The sequence below is a fragment of the Streptomyces sp. CA-210063 genome, assembly GCF_024612015.1.
Classification (GTDB): domain Bacteria; phylum Actinomycetota; class Actinomycetes; order Streptomycetales; family Streptomycetaceae; genus Streptomyces.
In genome coordinates this window covers 6,496,160-6,514,448 of the sequence record NZ_CP102512.1, presented here as the reverse complement: position 1 = coordinate 6,514,448, position 18,289 = coordinate 6,496,160, and the positions used below count along the sequence as shown (strand labels likewise).

General features: G+C 70.4%; 11 protein-coding genes. 6 read left to right on the top strand and 5 right to left on the bottom strand.

Annotation, left to right across the window (positions count from 1 at the left end; translation table 11 throughout):
* The first annotated feature begins 215 nt into the window (after positions 1-215).
* A complete protein-coding gene (locus JIX56_RS28495; protein WP_257544767.1) occupies positions 216-1,157 on the top strand; it encodes an ABC transporter permease in 942 nt (313 codons plus the stop codon).
* Positions 1,150-1,986, top strand: a complete 837-nt coding sequence (locus JIX56_RS28490) for an ABC transporter ATP-binding protein (protein ID WP_257544765.1) — start codon at positions 1,150-1,152, stop codon at positions 1,984-1,986. The genes JIX56_RS28495 and JIX56_RS28490 overlap by 8 nt, the downstream gene beginning before the upstream one ends.
* Positions 1,987-2,077: 91 nt before the next feature.
* On the opposite strand, the gene JIX56_RS28485 is transcribed toward JIX56_RS28490, so the two are convergent.
* Both JIX56_RS28485 and JIX56_RS28480 read right to left on the bottom strand, forming a co-directional pair.
* A complete protein-coding gene (locus JIX56_RS28485; RefSeq protein WP_257544763.1) occupies positions 2,078-3,172 on the bottom strand; it encodes a glycosyltransferase in 1,095 nt (364 codons plus the stop codon).
* On the bottom strand, positions 3,169-6,003 hold the full coding sequence (locus tag JIX56_RS28480; RefSeq protein ID WP_257551173.1) for a bifunctional glycosyltransferase/CDP-glycerol:glycerophosphate glycerophosphotransferase: 2,835 nt from the start codon (positions 6,001-6,003) through the stop codon (positions 3,169-3,171). The genes JIX56_RS28485 and JIX56_RS28480 overlap by 4 nt, the downstream gene beginning before the upstream one ends.
* 187 nt (positions 6,004-6,190) lie before the next feature.
* Between JIX56_RS28480 and JIX56_RS28475 the strand changes: the two genes are divergently transcribed.
* Entirely contained in the window at positions 6,191-7,216 is a 1,026-nt protein-coding gene (locus tag JIX56_RS28475; RefSeq protein ID WP_257544761.1) for a serine/threonine-protein kinase, read from the top strand.
* Positions 7,217-7,572: 356 nt separating this feature from the next.
* Entirely contained in the window at positions 7,573-9,399 is a 1,827-nt protein-coding gene (locus tag JIX56_RS28470) for a serine/threonine-protein kinase (protein ID WP_443032069.1), read from the top strand.
* Positions 9,400-9,463: 64 nt separating this feature from the next.
* On the opposite strand, the gene JIX56_RS28465 is transcribed toward JIX56_RS28470, so the two are convergent.
* Positions 9,464-14,437, bottom strand: coding sequence for an NAD-glutamate dehydrogenase (locus JIX56_RS28465; protein WP_257544757.1), 4,974 nt, complete (start codon positions 14,435-14,437; stop codon positions 9,464-9,466).
* Positions 14,438-15,219: 782 nt separating this feature from the next.
* On the opposite strand from JIX56_RS28465, the gene JIX56_RS28460 reads away from it, so the two are divergent.
* The gene (locus JIX56_RS28460) at positions 15,220-15,786 is read left to right on the top strand and encodes a DJ-1/PfpI family protein (protein ID WP_257544755.1); all 567 of its coding nucleotides are present in this window, start codon (positions 15,220-15,222) and stop codon (positions 15,784-15,786) included.
* Positions 15,787-15,839: 53 nt separating this feature from the next.
* On the opposite strand, the gene JIX56_RS28455 is transcribed toward JIX56_RS28460, so the two are convergent.
* Both JIX56_RS28455 and JIX56_RS28450 read right to left on the bottom strand, forming a co-directional pair.
* Positions 15,840-16,508 carry an HAD family hydrolase gene (locus tag JIX56_RS28455; RefSeq protein ID WP_257544754.1) on the bottom strand — a complete coding sequence of 223 codons (669 nt, stop codon included), beginning with the start codon at positions 16,506-16,508 and terminating at the stop codon, positions 15,840-15,842.
* Positions 16,509-16,805: 297 nt separating this feature from the next.
* Positions 16,806-17,321: a DUF6912 family protein gene (locus JIX56_RS28450; protein ID WP_257544752.1), complete on the bottom strand. Its 516-nt coding sequence runs from the start codon at positions 17,319-17,321 to the stop codon at positions 16,806-16,808.
* Between the two features lie 372 nt (positions 17,322-17,693).
* On the opposite strand from JIX56_RS28450, the gene JIX56_RS28445 reads away from it, so the two are divergent.
* Positions 17,694-18,242 carry an Rv3235 family protein gene (locus JIX56_RS28445; protein ID WP_257544750.1) on the top strand — a complete coding sequence of 183 codons (549 nt, stop codon included), beginning with the start codon at positions 17,694-17,696 and terminating at the stop codon, positions 18,240-18,242.
* Positions 18,243-18,289: the final 47 nt, after the last annotated feature.

Sequence of the window (18,289 nt, the reverse complement as noted above, 5' to 3'; positions counted from 1 at the left end):
CCTCCCAGCATAGGGCGCGACGACGAAACGGTTGCGTTCCGACGTCATAACGGCTTACGCTCGCGTTGCGACGATACGGTCCCGTCCCGACGTAAGCGCACGGCAAGAGCCGTACGAGAGCGGCGTAAGTCGCGTGAGACGACGCCGAGTACGGCCGCGTACGGCCGAGTACGGTCGCGTACGCGGGACGTCCCCCACTAGCGAAAGCAGCGGATGTGAGCCAGGTCCTCCACACACCGCCGACCAAAACGGCGGCCAACCCCCCGGCCGCCCCGGGCACCCCCGCCGCCGAGAGCCCCGCCCAGCTCGCCGAGCGGTACGGGCTCAGCGTCAGCGGGGCCCGCCCCTCGCTCGGCGCGTACGTACGGCAGCTGTGGGCCCGGCGGCACTTCATCACCGCCTTCGCCACGGCGAAGCTGACCGCGCAGTACAGCCAGGCGAAGCTCGGCCAGATCTGGCAGGTGGCGAACCCGCTGCTCAACGCGGCGGTCTACTACCTCATCTTCGGCCTGCTCATGGGCACCAAGAACGGCGTGCCGGACTACGTCCCGTTCCTCGTGACCGGCGTGTTCGTGTGGACCTTCACGCAGAGCTCGATCATGGCGGGCACCCGGGCCATTTCCGGCAGCCTCGGCCTCGTCCGCGCCCTGCACTTCCCCCGGGCCTCGCTGCCCCTGTCGTACTGCCTGCAGCAGCTCCAGCAGCTGCTGTTCTCCATGGCCGCGCTGGTCGTGATCCTGCTCGCCTTCGGAGTGCCGGTCGCCGCGTCCTGGCTGCTGATCGTGCCGGCGCTCACGCTTCAGTTCGTGTTCAACGCCGGGGTCGCGATGGTCATGGCGCGGATCGGCGCCAAGACCCCCGACATCTCGCAGCTGATGCCGTTCGTGCTGCGTACCTGGATGTACGCGTCGGGCGTGATGTTCAGCATGGACCACATCCTCGCCGACCGGGACCTGCCGGCCTTCGTCCACGTGCTGCTGGAGTACAACCCGGCCGCCGTCTACATCGACCTCATGCGCTTCGCGCTGATCGACAGCTTCCACGGGAGCCAGCTGCCGACGCATGTGTGGGCGATCGCCGCCGGCTGGGCGCTCCTCGCGGGCGTCGGCGGATTCATCTACTTCTGGAAGGCTGAGGAGACGTACGGCCGTGGCTGACATCGACACCATCACCGCCCCCCAGGCCGGGGAGACCGCTCGGGAGACCGGCGCCGAAGCCGTCCCCACCGTCGTCGTCGACGGCGTCGACATCGTCTACCGCGTCAACGGCACGGGGGCCGGGCGCGGCACCGCCACCGCCGCGCTCAACCGCATCCTGCGGCGGAAGAAGACCGAGAAGGCGGCCGGCGTACGCACGGTGCACGCCGTGCGGAACGTGTCCTTCACCGCGTACCGGGGCGAGGCCATCGGCCTCATCGGCACGAACGGGTCCGGCAAGTCGACCCTCCTCAAGGCCGTCGCCGGACTCCTTCCCGTCGAGAACGGCCGTATCTTCACCGACGGCCAGCCGTCTCTGCTCGGCGTGAACGCCGCCCTCATGAACGACCTCACCGGTGAACGCAACGTCCATCTCGGCGGGCTCGCCATGGGGATGTCCCGTGAGCAGGTCAAGGAGCGGTACCAGGAGATCGTCGACTTCTCGGGCATCAACGAGAAGGGCGACTTCATCACGCTGCCCATGCGCACGTATTCCTCCGGAATGGCGGCGCGGCTCCGGTTCTCCATCGCCGCGGCCAAGGACCATGACGTGCTGTTGATCGACGAGGCGTTGGCGACGGGTGACGCGTCCTTCCGGAAGCGGTCGGAGGCGCGTATCCGTGAGCTGCGGAAGAACGCGGGGACGGTGTTTCTTGTCAGCCACAACAATAAGTCGATCCGGGATACGTGTGATCGGGTGTTGTGGCTTGAGCGGGGGGAGCTTCGTATGGACGGGGCGACGGAGGACGTGCTGAAGGAGTACGAGAAGTTCACGGGTGGGAAGAAGTAGGTCGTCTCGCCTGAGAGCTCGGGGGGAACTGTTGTGTCGCGACTGCGGGTTCGTCGTGGCTGATCGCGCAGTTCCCCGCGCCCCTGACTCTTCACCTCTCCAGGAAGGTGAAAAGTTGCTCCCATCTGTCCACGATCTCCTCCGTCCCGTACCGCCGAATGTTCTCCCTCGCCGTCTCCCCCATCCGGTCCCGCAGGCTCTTGTCCGACATCAACAGGTCCAGTTTGCGGGCCAGTTCGCCCGTGTTGCCGGGGGTGGCGAGGAGGCCGTCCTCCCCGTCCCGCACGATCTCGTGGACGCCCGGTGCGCAGTCGAAGGCGGCGCAGGGGACGCCCATGGCCATGGCTTCCATGAGGGCGAGGGGGAAGCCCTCGCCCCTGGACGACAGGGCGAAGACCGAGCCTCCCCGGAGCGCGCCCGGGACGTCGCTCGTGCGGCCCATCCACCGGACCGATGCGTCGAGGCCGAGGGAGGCGCACTGCTTGCGCAGGATCTCCTCGTCCTCGCCGGAGCCGTAGATCTTCAGGACCCAGCCGGGGTGACGGGGGCCCACCTCGGACCAGGTGTCGAGGAGCAGGTCGACGCCCTTCTCGTCGCTGAGCCGGCCGATGCTGATGACGGCCTTCTCGGTGCGCGGCGACGGCTCGTCCGGCAGCCAGGGCACGGCGTTCGGGAGGAACGAGGTGTTGTTGAGGCCGGCGCCGATCCACAGGTCGGCGTCCTCGCGGGTGAGGACGAGCATGCGGTCGACGTCCCGGTAGTGCTGCAGGACGCGCCGGAAGCGGGAACTGGCCCTGGACGTCTCGTACGACTCGTGGCTCATCCCGATGACGGTCAGACCGGCGGTGTCCGCGAGCTTCACCCACTCCATCGCCCACACCTGGGTCACGATGACGACCCCACCGGGACGCGCTGCGGCGAAGAGCCGGGTCAGCAGGGCGGCCCGTTCGCGCATGCTCGCATCCCTCGCCCGGCCGGGGCCCGGCGGCTGGCCGCCGTACAACCTGGTCGTCGGGTAGGGGAGTTCGCCGAGGTCGTGCGGATCCTCGGGCGTGGTGATGCCGATGACATGGACGCGGTGACCCCGCTCGGTGAGGAGCCGGGCCATGTGGTGCGTCCAGCTGGTCACACCGCCCAGCTCGTCGACGCTGTTGGCGACGAGGAAGACGTCCCGCGGCCCGGTCACTTGTGCCTCCACTCGGAGAAGAACTGGTCGACGACGCTCTGGGCCGCCGTGCCCTTGTCGTACTCGCCGAAGTCGGCCGTGAACCGCTCCCGCGCGGCGGCGTACTTGATCGTCTGCTCGTCCAGTGACATCGACGCCAGCACGGAGTGGAGTTCGTCCTCCGTGCGCACGATCGGGCCCGGCGCCCGTTCCAGCAGGTCGAAGTAGGTGCCCCGGCCCTCGTGCACGTACTCCTCGTAGTCGTAGGTGAAGAAGAGCATCGGGCGGTCCAGGAGCGCGTAGTCGAACATCACCGACGAGTAGTCCGTGATCAGCGCGTCCGCGAGAGCGAGGACGGGGGTCACGTCGTGGTGGGCCGATACGTCGATGACCCGGCCCCGGACGGAGGGCGGAAGGACGACGTGGTTGAGGTAGTGGGCGCGGACGAGGAGGACGTACTCGTCGCCGAAGGTCTCCGCGAAGCGCTCCACGTCGAAGGGGAGGGTGAAGCGGCGCTGTCCGTGGTGCCGGAACGTGGGGGCGTAGAGCAGGACCTTCTTGTCCGCCGGGATGCCCAACTCGGCTGCCAGCGGCGGGCGTTCGGCCGCACCTCGCGCCGCTCTCGCCCGTACGAGCGCGTCGTTGCGCGGATAGCCCACCCGCAGCAGCACCTTCTCCCGCAGCCGGAATGCCTTCGCCAGGGTGCGGACGTCGTGCTCGGAGCGGATCAGGAAGTGGTCGAAGCGCTCCAGGGTGCGCTGTTGTTCGGCCTGCTCGGCGCGGGTCTTGAGCTTCCAGCCGGGTTCGTCGAAGCCCATGCGCTTGAGCGCGGAGCCGTGCCAGGTCTGGAGGTAGGTCGTGCCGGGGCGCTTGGTCAGCTTCAGCGGATAGCTCTGGTTGTCGATCCAGAACTCGGCGCGGGCCAGGGCCCGCAGGTAGGGCAGCGACCAGCGGCGGACGAGCGTGGCGTCGGAGGGGAAGCCCTCCGGGCGGCCCGTGTACGACCACACCGCCTCGAAGTCGAGGCCCTGGCGGCGCATCTCCTCGTAGATCGCCCGGGGGCTGTCGCTGTACTGCCGGCCGAGGTGGCTCTCGAACACCACGAGGCGCCGCTGCACCGGCATGCGCTGGAAAACCTCATGATAAAGGCGGATTTTGGTGTCTCCGGAGGTGGCCTTCTTGCGCAGCTCCTTCGCCCTGCGGTAGCCGCTCTTGGCGAGCCGGGCGGGGGTGCCCTGGAGGCCGCGGGTGACGAGGGCGTTGGCCTTCTTGTCGGGGACCAGACGGAAGGCGAGGTGGCCGCGGGCGGAGATCTGCGGCTCGACGCGGTCGGCGACAAGCCGGGTGAGGCGGGGGCGGACCGGCAACTGACCGGTGGCCAGGCCGGGTTCGGCGGCGGTGAGACGGCTGCTGGTGCGCTCGCCGTCGACGTCCAGGTGGAGGCGTACGTCCCAGACGGCGTCCACGATGCCGAGCGGGCGGAGGGTCTTCGAGATGTCCGCCGTGGCTTCCCAGGACACGTACGGGCCCTCGTGCCGGACCGTGGCGACCGGGATGCGGAAGGTCTGGAAGCGTACGCCCGGGCGGCGGGCGTAGAACTCCAGCCCGGCTGCGAGCCGGGCGGTGGGCGGGATGACGCCGAGCGGGTTGGTGACGCGCCCGGCGAGACGGACACCGCCCCGGCCCGTCTCCTCGTACTCCGTCAGCTCGTTGCGCAGGAACAGCTTCCCGACCGGGCGGGCGTGGTAGCCGAGTTCGGTGACGTCCAGGATCCGGCGCGCGAAGGGGTCGTCCTGGATGTGCTCGGCACACCAGTAGATCCGTCCGTCGCGCTCGACGAGCGGCGCGGAGACCTTGTCGCGGTTGGTGAGCGTGTCCACGGCGGGCAGCAGGTTGTCCCAGTCACTCATCCGCAGCAGATACGCGCAGACCGCGTGGATGGGCTCGACCTCGTCGTACGCGGCCGGGTCGATCGACGCCAGATAGGCGCGGGCCAGCTCGGCGAACTCCTGGCGGTAGGAGGCGTCCCGGAAGGGCAGGTCACGCAGATGCAGCACCAGGTCGTGCTTGAGGAACTTGACGTCCTTGTGGAACTTCAGCGCCTCCATGCCCTTGTCGGCGAGGAGCCGGTCGACCCGGCGGTGGATCTCCATGCGGTGCGCGAAGTTGGCGATCTCGGCCCGGCGGTTGCTGATCGACTTCGCCTCGGCCCTCTCCACGACGTTCCAGTCGTAGACCCGGTTGGGGATGAGGGTGATGCGGCGGGCGGCCGCGTAGGCCTGCGCGGAGAAGAAGAGGTCCTCGTAGTGGATGCCGACCGGGAACTTCAGGCCGTTGTCGAGGAGGAAGTCCCGGCGGTAGCACTTGTTGGTCGACAGGGTGTCGTAGACCAGCAGGTCGGGCAGCTCGGCGACCGAGTCGAGGGTGCGCGTGCGGGCGTACAGCCACGGGTACCACTTGACCTCCTTCCGCGTCCGCGAGTCCACGTGGACACGGACACAGAGGCCGGAGACGAGGTCGGCGCCGGTGGTCTCGGCTGCCTCCAGCATGTTCCGGCAGGCGTTCCGCTCCAGGACGTCGTCGCTGTCGAGGAAGAGGACGTACTCGCCGCGGGTCTCGCGGATGCCCTGGTTCCGGGGCGCGCCGCAGCCGCCGCTGTTCTCGGGGAGCCGGTACGCCCGTACGCGGCCCGGGTGCTCGGCGGCGAGGCGGGCGGCCACCTCGTACGAGCCGTCCGTGCTGTGGTCGTCGACGATCACGACCTCGACGCTCCGCAGCGTCTGCTCCAGCACCGAGCGCACGGCCGTGGGCAGCCTGGCCTCGTCGTTGTAGACGATCACGACGACGGACATCGCGACGTCGGATACGGCGGGTCGCTGGTCCACGTCCACATTCACCCCATCAGTTCCGTTCGTCAATGTTTCTACCCTCTATATGCGCCGGCGCGCTTGAGGGCCACTTGGGTAGATGTCAATGGGTGAGTGCGGGTTCCGCTGCCGCGATACGCTCCGGAGACAGGCTGAGCGGAGGGGGCGGTCGATGCGCGGGGTGGTACCTGAGCCGCTGCGGACGGAGGATCCGCGGGAGATCGCCGGGTATCCGCTGTACGCCCGGATCGGTGAGGGCGGCATGGGGACCGTCTATCTCTCCCGCAGCCGGGGCGGCCAGCCGGTCGCGCTGAAGCTGGTCCGCCCGGAGTACGCCGACAGCCCCGCCTTCCGTGAGCGCTTCGCCCGCGAGGTGGCTGCCGGGCGCCGCGTCTCCGGCTACCACCTGGTGCCGATCGTCGACCACGACGCCGGTGCGGAGCGGCCCTGGCTCGCCACCCACTACGTCCCGGGCATCCCCCTGGACCAGGCCCTGGAGACCCACGGCCCGCTCCCCGTCCCCACCGTCCTCCAGCTGCTGGCCTGCGCCGCGTACGCGCTGGACGCCGTGCACACCGCCGGGGTGATCCACCGCGACGTCAAGCCCGCCAACCTGCTGCTCGCCGCGGACGGGCCCTGGCTGCTCGACTTCGGCATCGCCCGGGCGGCGGGCGCGGCCACCCTCACCACCGCCGGACGCCTGATCGGCACGCCGCGCTACATGTCCCCCGAGCACGCCCTCGGCCGCCGGGTCACCTCCGCGTCCGACGTCTTCGCCCTCGGCCTGATCGCCGCCGTCGCGGCCACCGGCCGGCACCCGTACGGCCGCGGCAACCCCCTCGCCATCGCGACGCGCATCGCCGGCACCGACGTCGCCCCGCCCGCCCTGGACGGCATCGACCGCCCCCTCCTCGACGTCGTACGCCGCTGCCTCACCGCCGACCCCACGGCCCGCCCCTCGGCCGCCGCCATCGCCGAACACTGCGCGGGAGCGGCCCGCCGAGACGTCCGCGACTTCACGTCCTGGCTACCGGGCCCGTTCGCCACGTCGGTGGCCATCATCGAGACGGCCTTCCGCACGCTCTCCCTCACGGAAGCCCCTACGACTCCGGCCCCGCCGCCCCGCCGGCTACCGGCGACGGCCCCGATCACGGTGCGGGACGAGGAATGGCGCCGCAGGGTCCGCCGGGACCCATAGGAACGTCGCCGGGTGCGGGTCCGGTGGGGGCTGGTCGCGCAGTTCCCCGCGCCCCTGAAAAGCAGGGGCCGTGTCTTTCAGGGGCGCGGGGAACTGCGCGAGAAGCCCCCACCGGACCCGCACCCGCCACACGACCCCACGCACCATCGCGAAGCGCCTCGTCCCAACAGTCACACGGAACCGTAACGCCAGGCCCACGTGTCATAAGTGCCGTATAAGCTTCGGACCGCTTCAAGTGCCCCGCCACGGCACAGGAGTTCGGCACCGTACCGGGGGAGGCTCCCATTACCACCAGCACTGGCGACATCCTGAGCCCACTGGGACCACAGGACCCGCGCGAGACCGCCGGCTACCACCTGCAGGCCCGCATCGGCGAGGGCGGCATGGGCACGGTCTATCTGTCGCACACCCGCGGCGGCCAGCCCGTCGCACTGAAGGTCATCCGCCGCGAGTACGGCCAGGACGCCGACTTCCGCCGCCGCTTCGAGCAGGAGGTCCAGGCGGCCCGCCGCGTGCAGGGCTACCACATCGTCCCGGTCGTCGACCATGACACGACCGGCGACCTCCCTTGGCTGGCCTCGGTGTTCATCGCCGGCATCCCCCTGCACGACGCCCTCGTCGCCTTCGGCCCGCTCCCCCTGCCCGCCGTCTTCCAGCTGGTCGGCTGCGCGGCCCGCGCCCTGACCTCCATCCACGCGGCCGGCGTCATCCACCGCGACCTCAAGCCCAGCAACATCCTGCTGGGCTCGCAGGGCCCGTACGTCATCGACTTCGGTATCGCCCGCGCCGCCGACGCCACCCAGCTCACCCAGTCCGGCGGCCTGATCGGCACCCCGCAGTACATGTCGCCGGAGCACGCCCTCGGCGAGACGGTCACCCCGGCCACCGACGTCTTCTCGCTCGGCCTGATCGCGGCGGTCGCGGCCACCGGACGCCACCCGTACGGCGACGGCGGCGCCATCACCATCGCCGCGCAGATCGCCAACACCGCCCAGCGGCCGCCGAAACTCGACGGGTACGACGACCGGTTGCGCCCCCTGCTGGAGCGCTGCCTGACCGCCGACCCGGCCGAGCGCGTCGGCACCGAGGAACTGGCCGCGCTCTGCCAGGAGTTGGCCGGCCGTGGCCTCAGCGACTTCACCGGCTGGCTGCCGGAGCCGCTCACCGCCGAGATCGCCCGGCGCGAGCACTCCGCCCAGACCCCGCCCCGGGCGACGGCACCCCAGATGCCCGCGGCGCCCCCGGGCACACCCCCGGCAGGCCCCCCGACCGCCGCCCCGGCGCCTCCCGTGACGCCGCCGCCCCACGACCCGGCGTCGGCCCAGGGCACCACTCAGGGCGTCCCCCAGGCGTCCCCGGCGACCGGCTTCGGCCCGGCGGCCCCAGGCTCGGGCCCGGCACCGGGCTACGGCTACCCGCCCCCGGCCCCCAGCACCTACAACCTCACCCCTCAGACCCCCGTCCCCGCCCCGGCACCGGCCGCCGCCCCCAAGAAGAGCCGCCGCGGCCTGAAGGCGGCCCTCGTCGCCCTGGTCCTCGTCCTCGTGGCCGGCTCGGGCGCGGCCGCCGCGGTGTGGGTACTGGACAATAAGGACGACAGCAACAGCACGGCGGGCGACACCAAGGGCAGCGACAAGGCCGACGACAAGGCGACCCCGACCGCCACCGAGTCCGGCTCCGGCTCCGGCTCCGGCTCCGGCTCCGGCGGGCAGGGCAACGGGGAGGACGTGACAAACCCGACCGAGTCCGCCTCGGTGCCCGCCAACGCCGAGTACACCGTGGTCTTCGAAGGCCAGTCCTTCGTCCTGCGCACCCCCGCCGTGAACTACACCTACGTCGACCTGGACGAGCCGAGCATCGACACCAAGGCCGAGATGGTCGACAAGAGACGGGACATGTCGGTCGAGAACGGCCGGTGGAACTTCGAGACCACGATGGGCAAGAGCGAGGGTGCCACGCCCGAGCAGTGCCGCACGGGCGCGGAGACGGACGTCCTGCCCTCCTACGTGGACCCCGACTACTTCGGCGAGGACGCGGCCATCGCCGAGGGCACCCGCCTCTGCACGATCACCAAGGACGGCAACCTCGCCATGTACGAGATCACCACTCTGACCCCGGGCGAGTACAGCTGGGAAGTACCCAGCGCGCAGGGCAAGTTGACTCTCTGGAAGATCACCGAGTAGCCCAGGCGGCGCACACGGAAGGGGGCGCCCCACGGCCATGGGGCGCCCCCTTCCGTCGTACACCTTACGAGTGGCCGCGCAGCAGCGTCCGCATCGTCCGCATCGCCACCGACAGGTTGGCGAGGTCGAACGCGTCGGAGCTCTGGATCTCCTCCAGGGTCGTGCGGGCCCGGCCCAGCAGCGCCGCGTTCTTCTGCTCCCACACCTTGAAGCGCTGCTCGGGCGTGGAGGTGCCGTTGCCCACGGACAGGACATCGGCGGTGAGGGACGCGTGGGCCGCGTACAGGTCCTCACGGATCGCCGCGCGGGCCATGGACTGCCAGCGGTCGGCGCGCGGCAGCTCGATGATGCGGTCCATGAGCTGGGTGATGCGCAGCCGGTCGGCGAGGTCGTAGTACACCTCGGCGACCTCCATCGGCGTCCGGCCGACCCGGTCGGCGACGGCGACGATGTCGAGCGTGGGGAAGGCCGAGGAGAAGCCCGCGACCCGCGTGGCCAGCTCCTCCGGAACGCCCGCGCCCGTCAGCTCGTCGTAGATCTTCTGGTACCACTCCAGGTCCGCGCCGCGCAGCAGCTTGGGCAGCTCGCCCCAGACCAGGTGCACGCCCTCCTTGAAGAAGGCGATGGTCCCGCTGAGCTCCAGCGGCTGCGGCCGGTTGTTGAGCAGCCAGCGCGTACCGCGCTCGACGAGGCGGCGGGAGTGCAGCCGGATCCGGGTCTGGACGGCCGCGTCGACCTTGTTGTCCAGGGCCTCGACGCCGTCCCACACCGCGCCCGACCCGAAGATCGCGCGGGACGCGGTCTGCGCCCGGACAATCTCCTCCAGCGAGGCCCCGGTCTCCTCCCGCAGCCGGTGCAGGAAGCTCGTACCGCCTGTGTTGACCGTGTCGTTGACCAGCACGGTCGTGACGATCTCGCGGCTCAGCGGGTGGCTCTCGACCCGCTCCGGGAACCGCTCGTGCAGCGCGGTCGGGAAGTACGCGTGCAGCAGCTTGCGCAGATACGGGTCGTCCGGCAGCGAGGTGTGCAGCAGTTCCTCGGCGACCGTGATCTTCGTGTAGGCGAGGAGGACGGCCGTCTCTGGGCTGGTGAGCCCCTGCCCGGTGTTGAGGCGCTCGCGGATCTGGCGGTCGGTGGGCAGGAATTCGAGCGCCCGGTCGAGGCGCCCTTCCCTGACCAGGTGGCGGATGAAGCGCTGCTGGGCGTGGAGCATGTCCTTGGACTGGGCGAGGGCGTTGGCGATCGCCGTGTTCTGCGCGTAGTTGTTGCGCAGGACGAGGCGGCCGACCTCGTCGGTCATCTCGGCGAGCAGCTTGTTGCGCTGCTTGACCGTCATGTCGCCGTCCGCGACCAGGCCGTTGAGCAGGATCTTGATGTTCACCTCGTGGTCGGAGGTGTCCACGCCCGCGCTGTTGTCGATGGCGTCGGTGTTGACCCGCCCGCCCTTCTGCGCGAACTCGATCCTGCCCAGCTGGGTCAGGCCGAGGTTGCCGCCCTCGCCGACGACCTGGACGCGCAGGTCGGCGCCGTCGACCCGGATCGCGTCGTTGGCCTTGTCCCCGACGTCGGCGTGCGACTCGGTCGAGGACTTGACGTACGTACCGATGCCGCCGTTCCACAGCAGGTCGACCGGCGCCTTGAGGATGGCCTTCATCAGGTCGGCCGGGGTCATCTTGGCGATCTTGTCCTCGATACCGAGGGCGTCCCGGATGTGGCCGTTGATCGGGATCGCCTTGGCGGTCCGCGGGAAGACGCCGCCGCCGGCCGAGATCAACTCCGTGTTGTAGTCGGCCCAGCTCGACCGGGGCAGCTCGAAGACGCGGCGGCGCTCGGCGTACGAGGTGGCCGCGTCCGGGTGCGGGTCGATGAAGATGTGCCGGTGGTCGAAGGCGGCGACCAGCCGGATGTGCTCGCTGAGCAGCATGCCGTTGCCGAACACGTCACCGGACATGTCACCGATGCCGACGACCGTGAAGTCCTCGGCCTGCGTGTTCACCCCCAGCTCCCGGAAGTGCCGCTTCACCGACTCCCAGGCGCCGCGCGCGGTGATGCCCATGCCCTTGTGGTCGTACCCGGCGCTGCCGCCGGAGGCGAAGGCGTCCCCGAGCCAGAAGTTGTAGCTCTCGGCGACCTCGTTGGCGATGTCGGAGAAGGTCGCGGTGCCCTTGTCGGCGGCGACGACGAGGTAGGTGTCGTCCTCGTCGTGCCGGACCACGTCCGACGGCGGCACGACCTCGCCGGCGACCATGTTGTCGGTGATGTCGAGCAGCGCGGAGATGAAGGTCTTGTAGCTCCGGATGCCCTCGGCCATCCACGCGTCGCGGTCGACGGACGGGTCCGGCAGCTGCTTGGCGACGAAGCCGCCCTTGGCGCCGACCGGCACGATGACGGTGTTCTTGACCATCTGCGCCTTGACCAGGCCCAGGATCTCGGTCCGGAAGTCCTCCCGCCGGTCGGACCAGCGGAGCCCTCCTCGGGCGACCTTCCCGAACCGCAGGTGCACGCCCTCGACACGCGGCGAGTACACCCAGATCTCGTACGCCGGACGCGGCGCCGGGAGGTCGGGGATGGCCTGCGGGTCGAACTTCATGGAGACGTAGTCGTGCGGCTTGCCGCCGGCCGCCTCCTGGAAGAAGTTCGTCCGCAGCGTCGCCTTGATGACGGTCAGGAACGACCGCAGGATCCGGTCCTCGTCGAGGCTCGCCACCTGGTCCAGGGCCGCGTCGACCTCTTCGAGCAGCGCGTCGACGATCTCCCTGCCCGCCCGCTGCCGCTCGGGCGACATCCGCGCCTCGAACAGCGACACGAGCAACCGGGTGGTGTGGACGTTGTTGCGGAGGGTGTCCTCCATGTAGTCCTGGCTGAACGTGGACCCGGCCTGCCGCAGGTACTTGGCGTACGCCCGCAGCACCATGGCCTGCCGCCAGGTGAGGCCCGCGCTCAGCACGAGCGCGTTGAACCCGTCGTTCTCGGCCTGCCCGGTCCAGGTGGCGGAGAAGGCCTCCTGCACCCGCTCCCGGGCGTCGTCCCCGGCGTAGTCCACACTGCCGGCCTGCGGCCTCGGCATACGCAGCCCGAAGTCGTAGATCCACGCGGTCGTCCGGTCCGAGCAGCGCAGCTCGTACGGCCGCTCGTCGATGACCTCGACGCCGATGCGGTTGAGGACGGGCAGCACCGCGGAGAGCGACACGGAGCCGCCCTTGCGGTAGATCTTGAACCGGCGCTCGTCGGGCGTGGCGCCCACCGGCTCGTACAGGCTGAGCTCGAAGTCCTCGTCCTGTTCGAGCGCTTCGAGGCGGACGACGTCCGCGACGGCCGTGCGCGGGTTGTGGTCGGCCTTGTACCCCTCGGGGATGGCGTTCGCGTACCGGCGCAGCAGCTCGGCGGCGCGCTCCTCGCCGACCTCGGCGTTGAGCGCCTCGGCGAACCCGTCCGACCAGGACCGGGCGGCCTCGACGAGCTTGGCCTCGAGGCGGTCCTTGTCGGCGTCGCTGAGGGGTGAGAGTTCGGTGCCCGGCGGGACGCGGACCACGAAGTGCAGCCGGGAGAGGATCGATTCGGTGTTCCAGGCGGTGAAGTCGACGCTGACGCCGCCGAGTTCCTCCTTCAGGATGTCGATGATCCTGAGGCGTACGCCGGTGGTGTAGCGGTCGCGCGGCAGGTAGACGAGGGCGGAGTAGTAGCGCCCGTACTCGTCCTGGCGGAGGTAGAGCCGCAGCCGCCGGCGCTCCTGCAGATAGAGCACGGAGGTGACGATGGAGCGCAGCTCGTCGGGCGGGGTCTGGAACAGCTCGTCGCGCGGGTAGGTCTCCAGGATCTGGAGCAGGTCGCGTCCGTCGTGGCTGTTGGGTGAGAAACCGGCGCCCTGGAGGACCTCGTCGACCTTGCGGCGGATGACGGGCACGCGGCGCACGGACTCGGTGTAGGCGGCCGAGGAGAACAGTCCGAGGAAGCGCCGCTCACCGACCACGTTCCCCTCGGCGTCGAACTTCTTCACGCCCACGTAGTCGAGGTAGGACGGCCGGTGGACGGTGGCCCGGCTGTTGGCCTTCGTCAGGACGAGGAGCTTGTGCTCACGGGCCTTGGCGCGGGCGTCGGCGGGCAGCCGCTCGAAGGAGGAGCTGACGGGGTGCTGGTCGTGCCCGGCGTGGTGCGGGTCGGCGCGCAGGATGCCGAGCCCGGTGCCCGGGACGGCGGCCAGCGAGTCGTCCTGCCGCAGCTCGTACTCGCGGTACCCGAGGAAGGTGAAGTGGTCGTCGGCGAGCCAGCGCAGCAGCTCGCGGGCCTCCTCGACCTCCTGTTCGCGCAGGTCGTCGGCGGTGTGCTCGGCGGGCAGTCCGTCGGCGATACGCACCGCCGCGTCCCGCATCTTCTCCCAGTCCTCGACGGCCTCGCGGACGTCGGACAGGACGCGCAGCAGATCGTTGGTGATCTGCTTCAGGTCCCCCCGGTCGGTCTCGCGGTCGGCCTCGACATGGATCCAGGACTCGATGTGCGCGTCGTGCGGCAGCGTCTCACCGGCGGCCACGGCGGCGGACGCCGCGGCGACGGCGGCCGGTTCGGTGATCAGATCGACCAGCTTGCCGGTGACGTCCCGCCGGACGACGACCTGGGGGTGGATGACGACATGGATGCCGCGCCCCTGCCGTGACAGCTCGTTGGTCACGGAGTCGACGAGGAACGGCATGTCGTCGGTGACGACCTCGACGACGGAGTGGCTGCACGTCCAGCCGTTCTCCTCCACCGTCGGGGTGTGGACCCGCACGTTGGCCGTGCCCTGGGGGCGGTTCTCGGCCAGCCGGTAGTGGGAGTAGGCGGCTCCGAAGACGTCGACCGGGTCGCGGCCGCTCAGGTCCTCCGGGGCGGTGTGCAGGTAGTAGCGCTGGAGGAACGCGAGCACGGTGTCGTGGTCCGGGATGCCGGACGTACTCTCGCTCGTCGTCCCAGTCGGTAGATACCCCCCGACCGGGCTGTTCTCAGCTACCCGGGCGGCCCTCTCGAGCAGCTCGACCTTGGCTTCGTCCAGCTTGGTCTGCATTGTCCTCTGGCTCCTGTCGCGCGCCGTTGCGTGACGTAGAAGGAAGTACGGTGTCTTCCCCTCCGACGTAACGCCACGACACGGGGTGTCCGGTCTGCTTCGACGCTATGCCGCGGGGTGAGATGAACGGGGGGCAATCAGCCATTCTCGGTACCCGACAGGGGTGTGACGCTGCTCTCTGCGGCGCCCGGCCCGTGGGTGTACCCGGCGTCCCGGGAGCCCTGGTGGCTCCCTCCCGCCCGCGAGGACCAGCGACCGCCGCCCGGTCACGGATGTCGTCCGTGTTCACCGGGCGCAGGGCAGGGACGATGACGTCCCCGCGAGCTATCGCGCTGATCACGCCACAAGGCTATCCCTCCGGACGGGGGGCCCGTCATGAGCCGTATGTGTACAAAACCGAGGGTGGAACTTTGACGTTCCGCACAGTGCCCATCGCGCACTTTTGAGCTTACCTCCGCGCAACCGAGCCTATACGCGCATCCGTCGGACCCCGAATGTGCGCGCCCTCTTGGCAAACCTTCACCCCGGATGCACGGTGCCCAGGAAGGCCTAGCCTGACGATTGAAGCCGGGAGAGCCCCTGGCCTGACGAAGCCGCTGGCCCACTGGAGCCCCTGGCCCGACGAAAGCCGTGGCCCGACGAAGGAAGCCCTGCGACAGCCCTGCCAAGCCCTGCCAAGCCTTGGGAAGCCTGAAAAGCCCTAGCCCGACGAAGGCGAAGGACGCGCCGAAGCCGACCGGTGACCGACCGCGCCTCGCCGCACAGCCGAGGGGAGCCCCACCATGACGGCCAAGATCCTGATCGTGACCGGCGACGCGGCGGAGTCACTGGAGGTCCTGTACCCCTACCAGCGTCTTCGCGAGGAGGGATACGAGGTCCACATCGCCGCCCCCAGCCGCAAGAAGCTCCGCTTCGTCGTCCACGACTTCGAACCCGGCTACGACACCTACACCGAGAAGCCCGGCTACACCTGGCCCGCCGACCTGGCCTTCTCCGAGGTCGATCCCGGTCAGTACGTCGCCCTCGTCGTCCCCGGCGGCCGGGCCCCGGAGTACCTCCGCAACGACCCCGAGCTGCGCAAGATCCTCAAGTCCTTCTTCGACACCGACAAGCCGGTCGCCCAGATCTGCCACGGCCCCCTGCTCACCGCCGCCGTGGACGCCCTCCACGGCCGCCGCGTCACCGCGTACCCCGCGCTGGAACTCGACATGCAGGCCGCCGGCGCCACCTTCCACGACACCGAGACCGTCGTCGACGGCACCCTCGTCTCCGCCCGCGCCTGGCCGGACCACTCCCGCTGGATGCGGGAGTTCCTCACGGTGCTGCGGGCGAAGGCGCCGGTGACGTAGCGGGCGGGCCGGGCGGACCGGGCGGAGGTACGAGTACGCAGGTGCTCCGACCGCTACGCGGCCAGCCGCTCGGCCTCCGCGACGGCCTCCTCCAGGGTGTCCACGACGGGCACGCCGACCCCCTCCAGGCTGGCCCGGCTGTGGGACCCCCCGGTGTAGAGCACGGCCCGCGCGCCCACATGCCGGGCGGCCACGGCGTCGTCGGCCGCGTCCCCGATCACGACGGTCCGCGCCGGTTCCACACCCACGAGCCGCCGCAGGTGCCGCACCATGTGCTCGGTCTTGCTGCCCCCGGACGGCCCGGTCCGCCCGTCGACCCGTATGAAGTGCGGCTCGATCCCGAAGCCCCGCACCAGCGGAACCAGCTCCTCATGCACATACATGCTGAGGATCGACTGACTGCGCCCCGCCGAAAGCCAGTCCGTGAGCAGCCCCGGCACACCCTCGGTCAGCCCACAGGCCACCCGGTGCTCCGCGTAGTACCGATGGAAGACCACATCCATGGCCTCCCACTCCTCGTCCGTGGGCAGCCGCCCGATCAACCGCTCATAGAACTTCGGTACCGGTACGCAGTACAGCTCCCTGTACCGCTCCAGCGTGATCGGCTCGATCCCCAACTCCGCGAACGCCGCGTTCGTGGCCCCGATGATCGCCTCGTTGTCATGGAACAACGTCCCGTTCCAGTCCCAGACGATATGCGCCCCGACTCCGTGCTTCCCCATACCGAAAACGTACCCTTCACCACTGACAACGCACCGCGACCACGAGTACGCCGACCGTACCTGCGCACGAACTCACGGCTGCCTGATCAGCCGCCATAGCTGCGGGCAACCGTGCCGCTGGGACAGCCACCCACCCACCCGCCATAACTGCGGGCAATCGTGCCGCTGGGGCGGCACGGGTGGGCGCAGCGGCACCCGGCAAGCGCCGGTGAGCGAGACCCCGCCCCTGGCTCAGCCCCAGCACAGGGCACCGCACTCCAGCCCCGGCCGGCACGCCCCCAACCCCGCCGGGACCGCTCAGCCCCCCAGCCCCACCAGGTTGGGAATCTCCTGCGTCGCGTACCACAACAGCTCGTGATCGTCCGCCCCGTCCACGATGAACTGCGCGTCGTCATCCCCCTGATCCGCCGCCCCCAACGCAGCCGCGGCCTCCCCCACCTCCCCCTCGGCCTCCACCGAGTCGACATGCACAGCCGCCGCCTTGCCCAACGACACCGGCCCAGCCACCCGCACCTCCCCGAGCGCCACCGGATCGAGCCCCCGGTCGGGATCGGCGACCGCGTCCCGGTCGGCCACATCCACCGCCACCACAACCCGCCGCCGAGCAGCCCCCGGATCCCCCGCCACCAACCGCAACGACGCGAGCGCCGCCCGGTTCAACGCCGCGTACTCCAACTCCTCGATGTCGTCGGACAGATACCACTCCCGCAACGCCGGCGTGACGGCGTACGCGACGAACGCCCCCTCCCCCAACTCACCCGTCTTGTACGCCTCGGCGAGCCCGGGAAGGGTCAGGGGGACGTAGACGCGCATGGCAGGCCGCTTTCGTAGTCGTGGTCGCTGATCTCGGAGCGTTGCGGAGGTTCCGCGAAGGTCCGCCGCGGAGGTCGTTCCGGAGGTTCTCGCGAAGTCCCCGGACGGCCTTCAGGATACGTGCGGGCGTCCCCTTTCGAGCCCCCGCCCAACCCCCTGGAGGCGTCCACCCCAGGCCCGCCACCTCACCCGGTGCACCCCCGCCCCGCCGGGCCCGAACCCCCACCCCGTCACCCTGATAGGTGAACATTTCGCGCCCCCCCGCCGGACGCCGCCCTTCCTTGCGACGGCACCCTCCCGCCTCGTACAAGATCCCCAGCGCAAAGTTACCGACCGGTACCCAGTGGCCTCACCGACGAACGGGGATCTCCGATGAACAAGGTCATGACCAGGACCAAGCGCCGGCCCGGCACCCACCCACCCGTCCGCCACGACACCCGCCGCCCCGGCCGCACCCCCGCCCGCACGACCCCGGGAGGCGGCCACCCCTCAGCGGCGGCCCTTTCCCGAGCCCTCACAACCCCGGCCCCCACGTCTCCCCAGGACGCCATCCCACCCCTCTCCAGGCCGGTCCCCCAACCCCGCCCCACCGACCACTTCGCCGACCTCCTCCTCGCCGTACTGAGCGGCCGCCGCCCGGTCCACAGCATGCTGCGCCACACGGCGGGCCGGGCCTACGACGAACTGGCCTGGCTGGCCGAACGAGGCCCCCTGCGCACCACCCACGGCGCCCACCCCGTCGTCCGCGACATCGGCTACTACGTCGCCGCCCCGGGCGCCCTGGAGGTCTTCGCCCGCATCGGCGCGGGCGACCGACTCCGTGCCATGGCCTTCCGCCTGGAACACGGCCCCGACCACCGCTGGCGCTGCACAGCGGTGGAACTGGGCGGCCCGAGGCTCCCCCACCAGGACGACGACTGAGCGCGAAGGGCCGGGCACCCGAAGATGCCCGGCCCTTCAAAGCCTCA

What these genes read in the sequence shown, in the direction of transcription:
- JIX56_RS28480 (WP_257551173.1), bottom strand. Translation starts at nt 6,003, where the DNA reads ATGTCCGTCGTCGTGATCGTCTACAACGACGAGGCCAGGCTGCCCACG.
- JIX56_RS28475 (WP_257544761.1), top strand. Translation starts at nt 6,191, where the DNA reads ATGCGCGGGGTGGTACCTGAGCCGCTGCGGACGGAGGATCCGCGGGAG.
- JIX56_RS28465 (WP_257544757.1), bottom strand. Translation starts at nt 14,437, where the DNA reads ATGCAGACCAAGCTGGACGAAGCCAAGGTCGAGCTGCTCGAGAGGGCC.
- JIX56_RS28460 (WP_257544755.1), top strand. Translation starts at nt 15,220, where the DNA reads ATGACGGCCAAGATCCTGATCGTGACCGGCGACGCGGCGGAGTCACTG.
- JIX56_RS28455 (WP_257544754.1), bottom strand. Translation starts at nt 16,508, where the DNA reads ATGGGGAAGCACGGAGTCGGGGCGCATATCGTCTGGGACTGGAACGGG.
- JIX56_RS28450 (WP_257544752.1), bottom strand. Translation starts at nt 17,321, where the DNA reads ATGCGCGTCTACGTCCCCCTGACCCTTCCCGGGCTCGCCGAGGCGTAC.
- JIX56_RS28445 (WP_257544750.1), top strand. Translation starts at nt 17,694, where the DNA reads ATGAACAAGGTCATGACCAGGACCAAGCGCCGGCCCGGCACCCACCCA.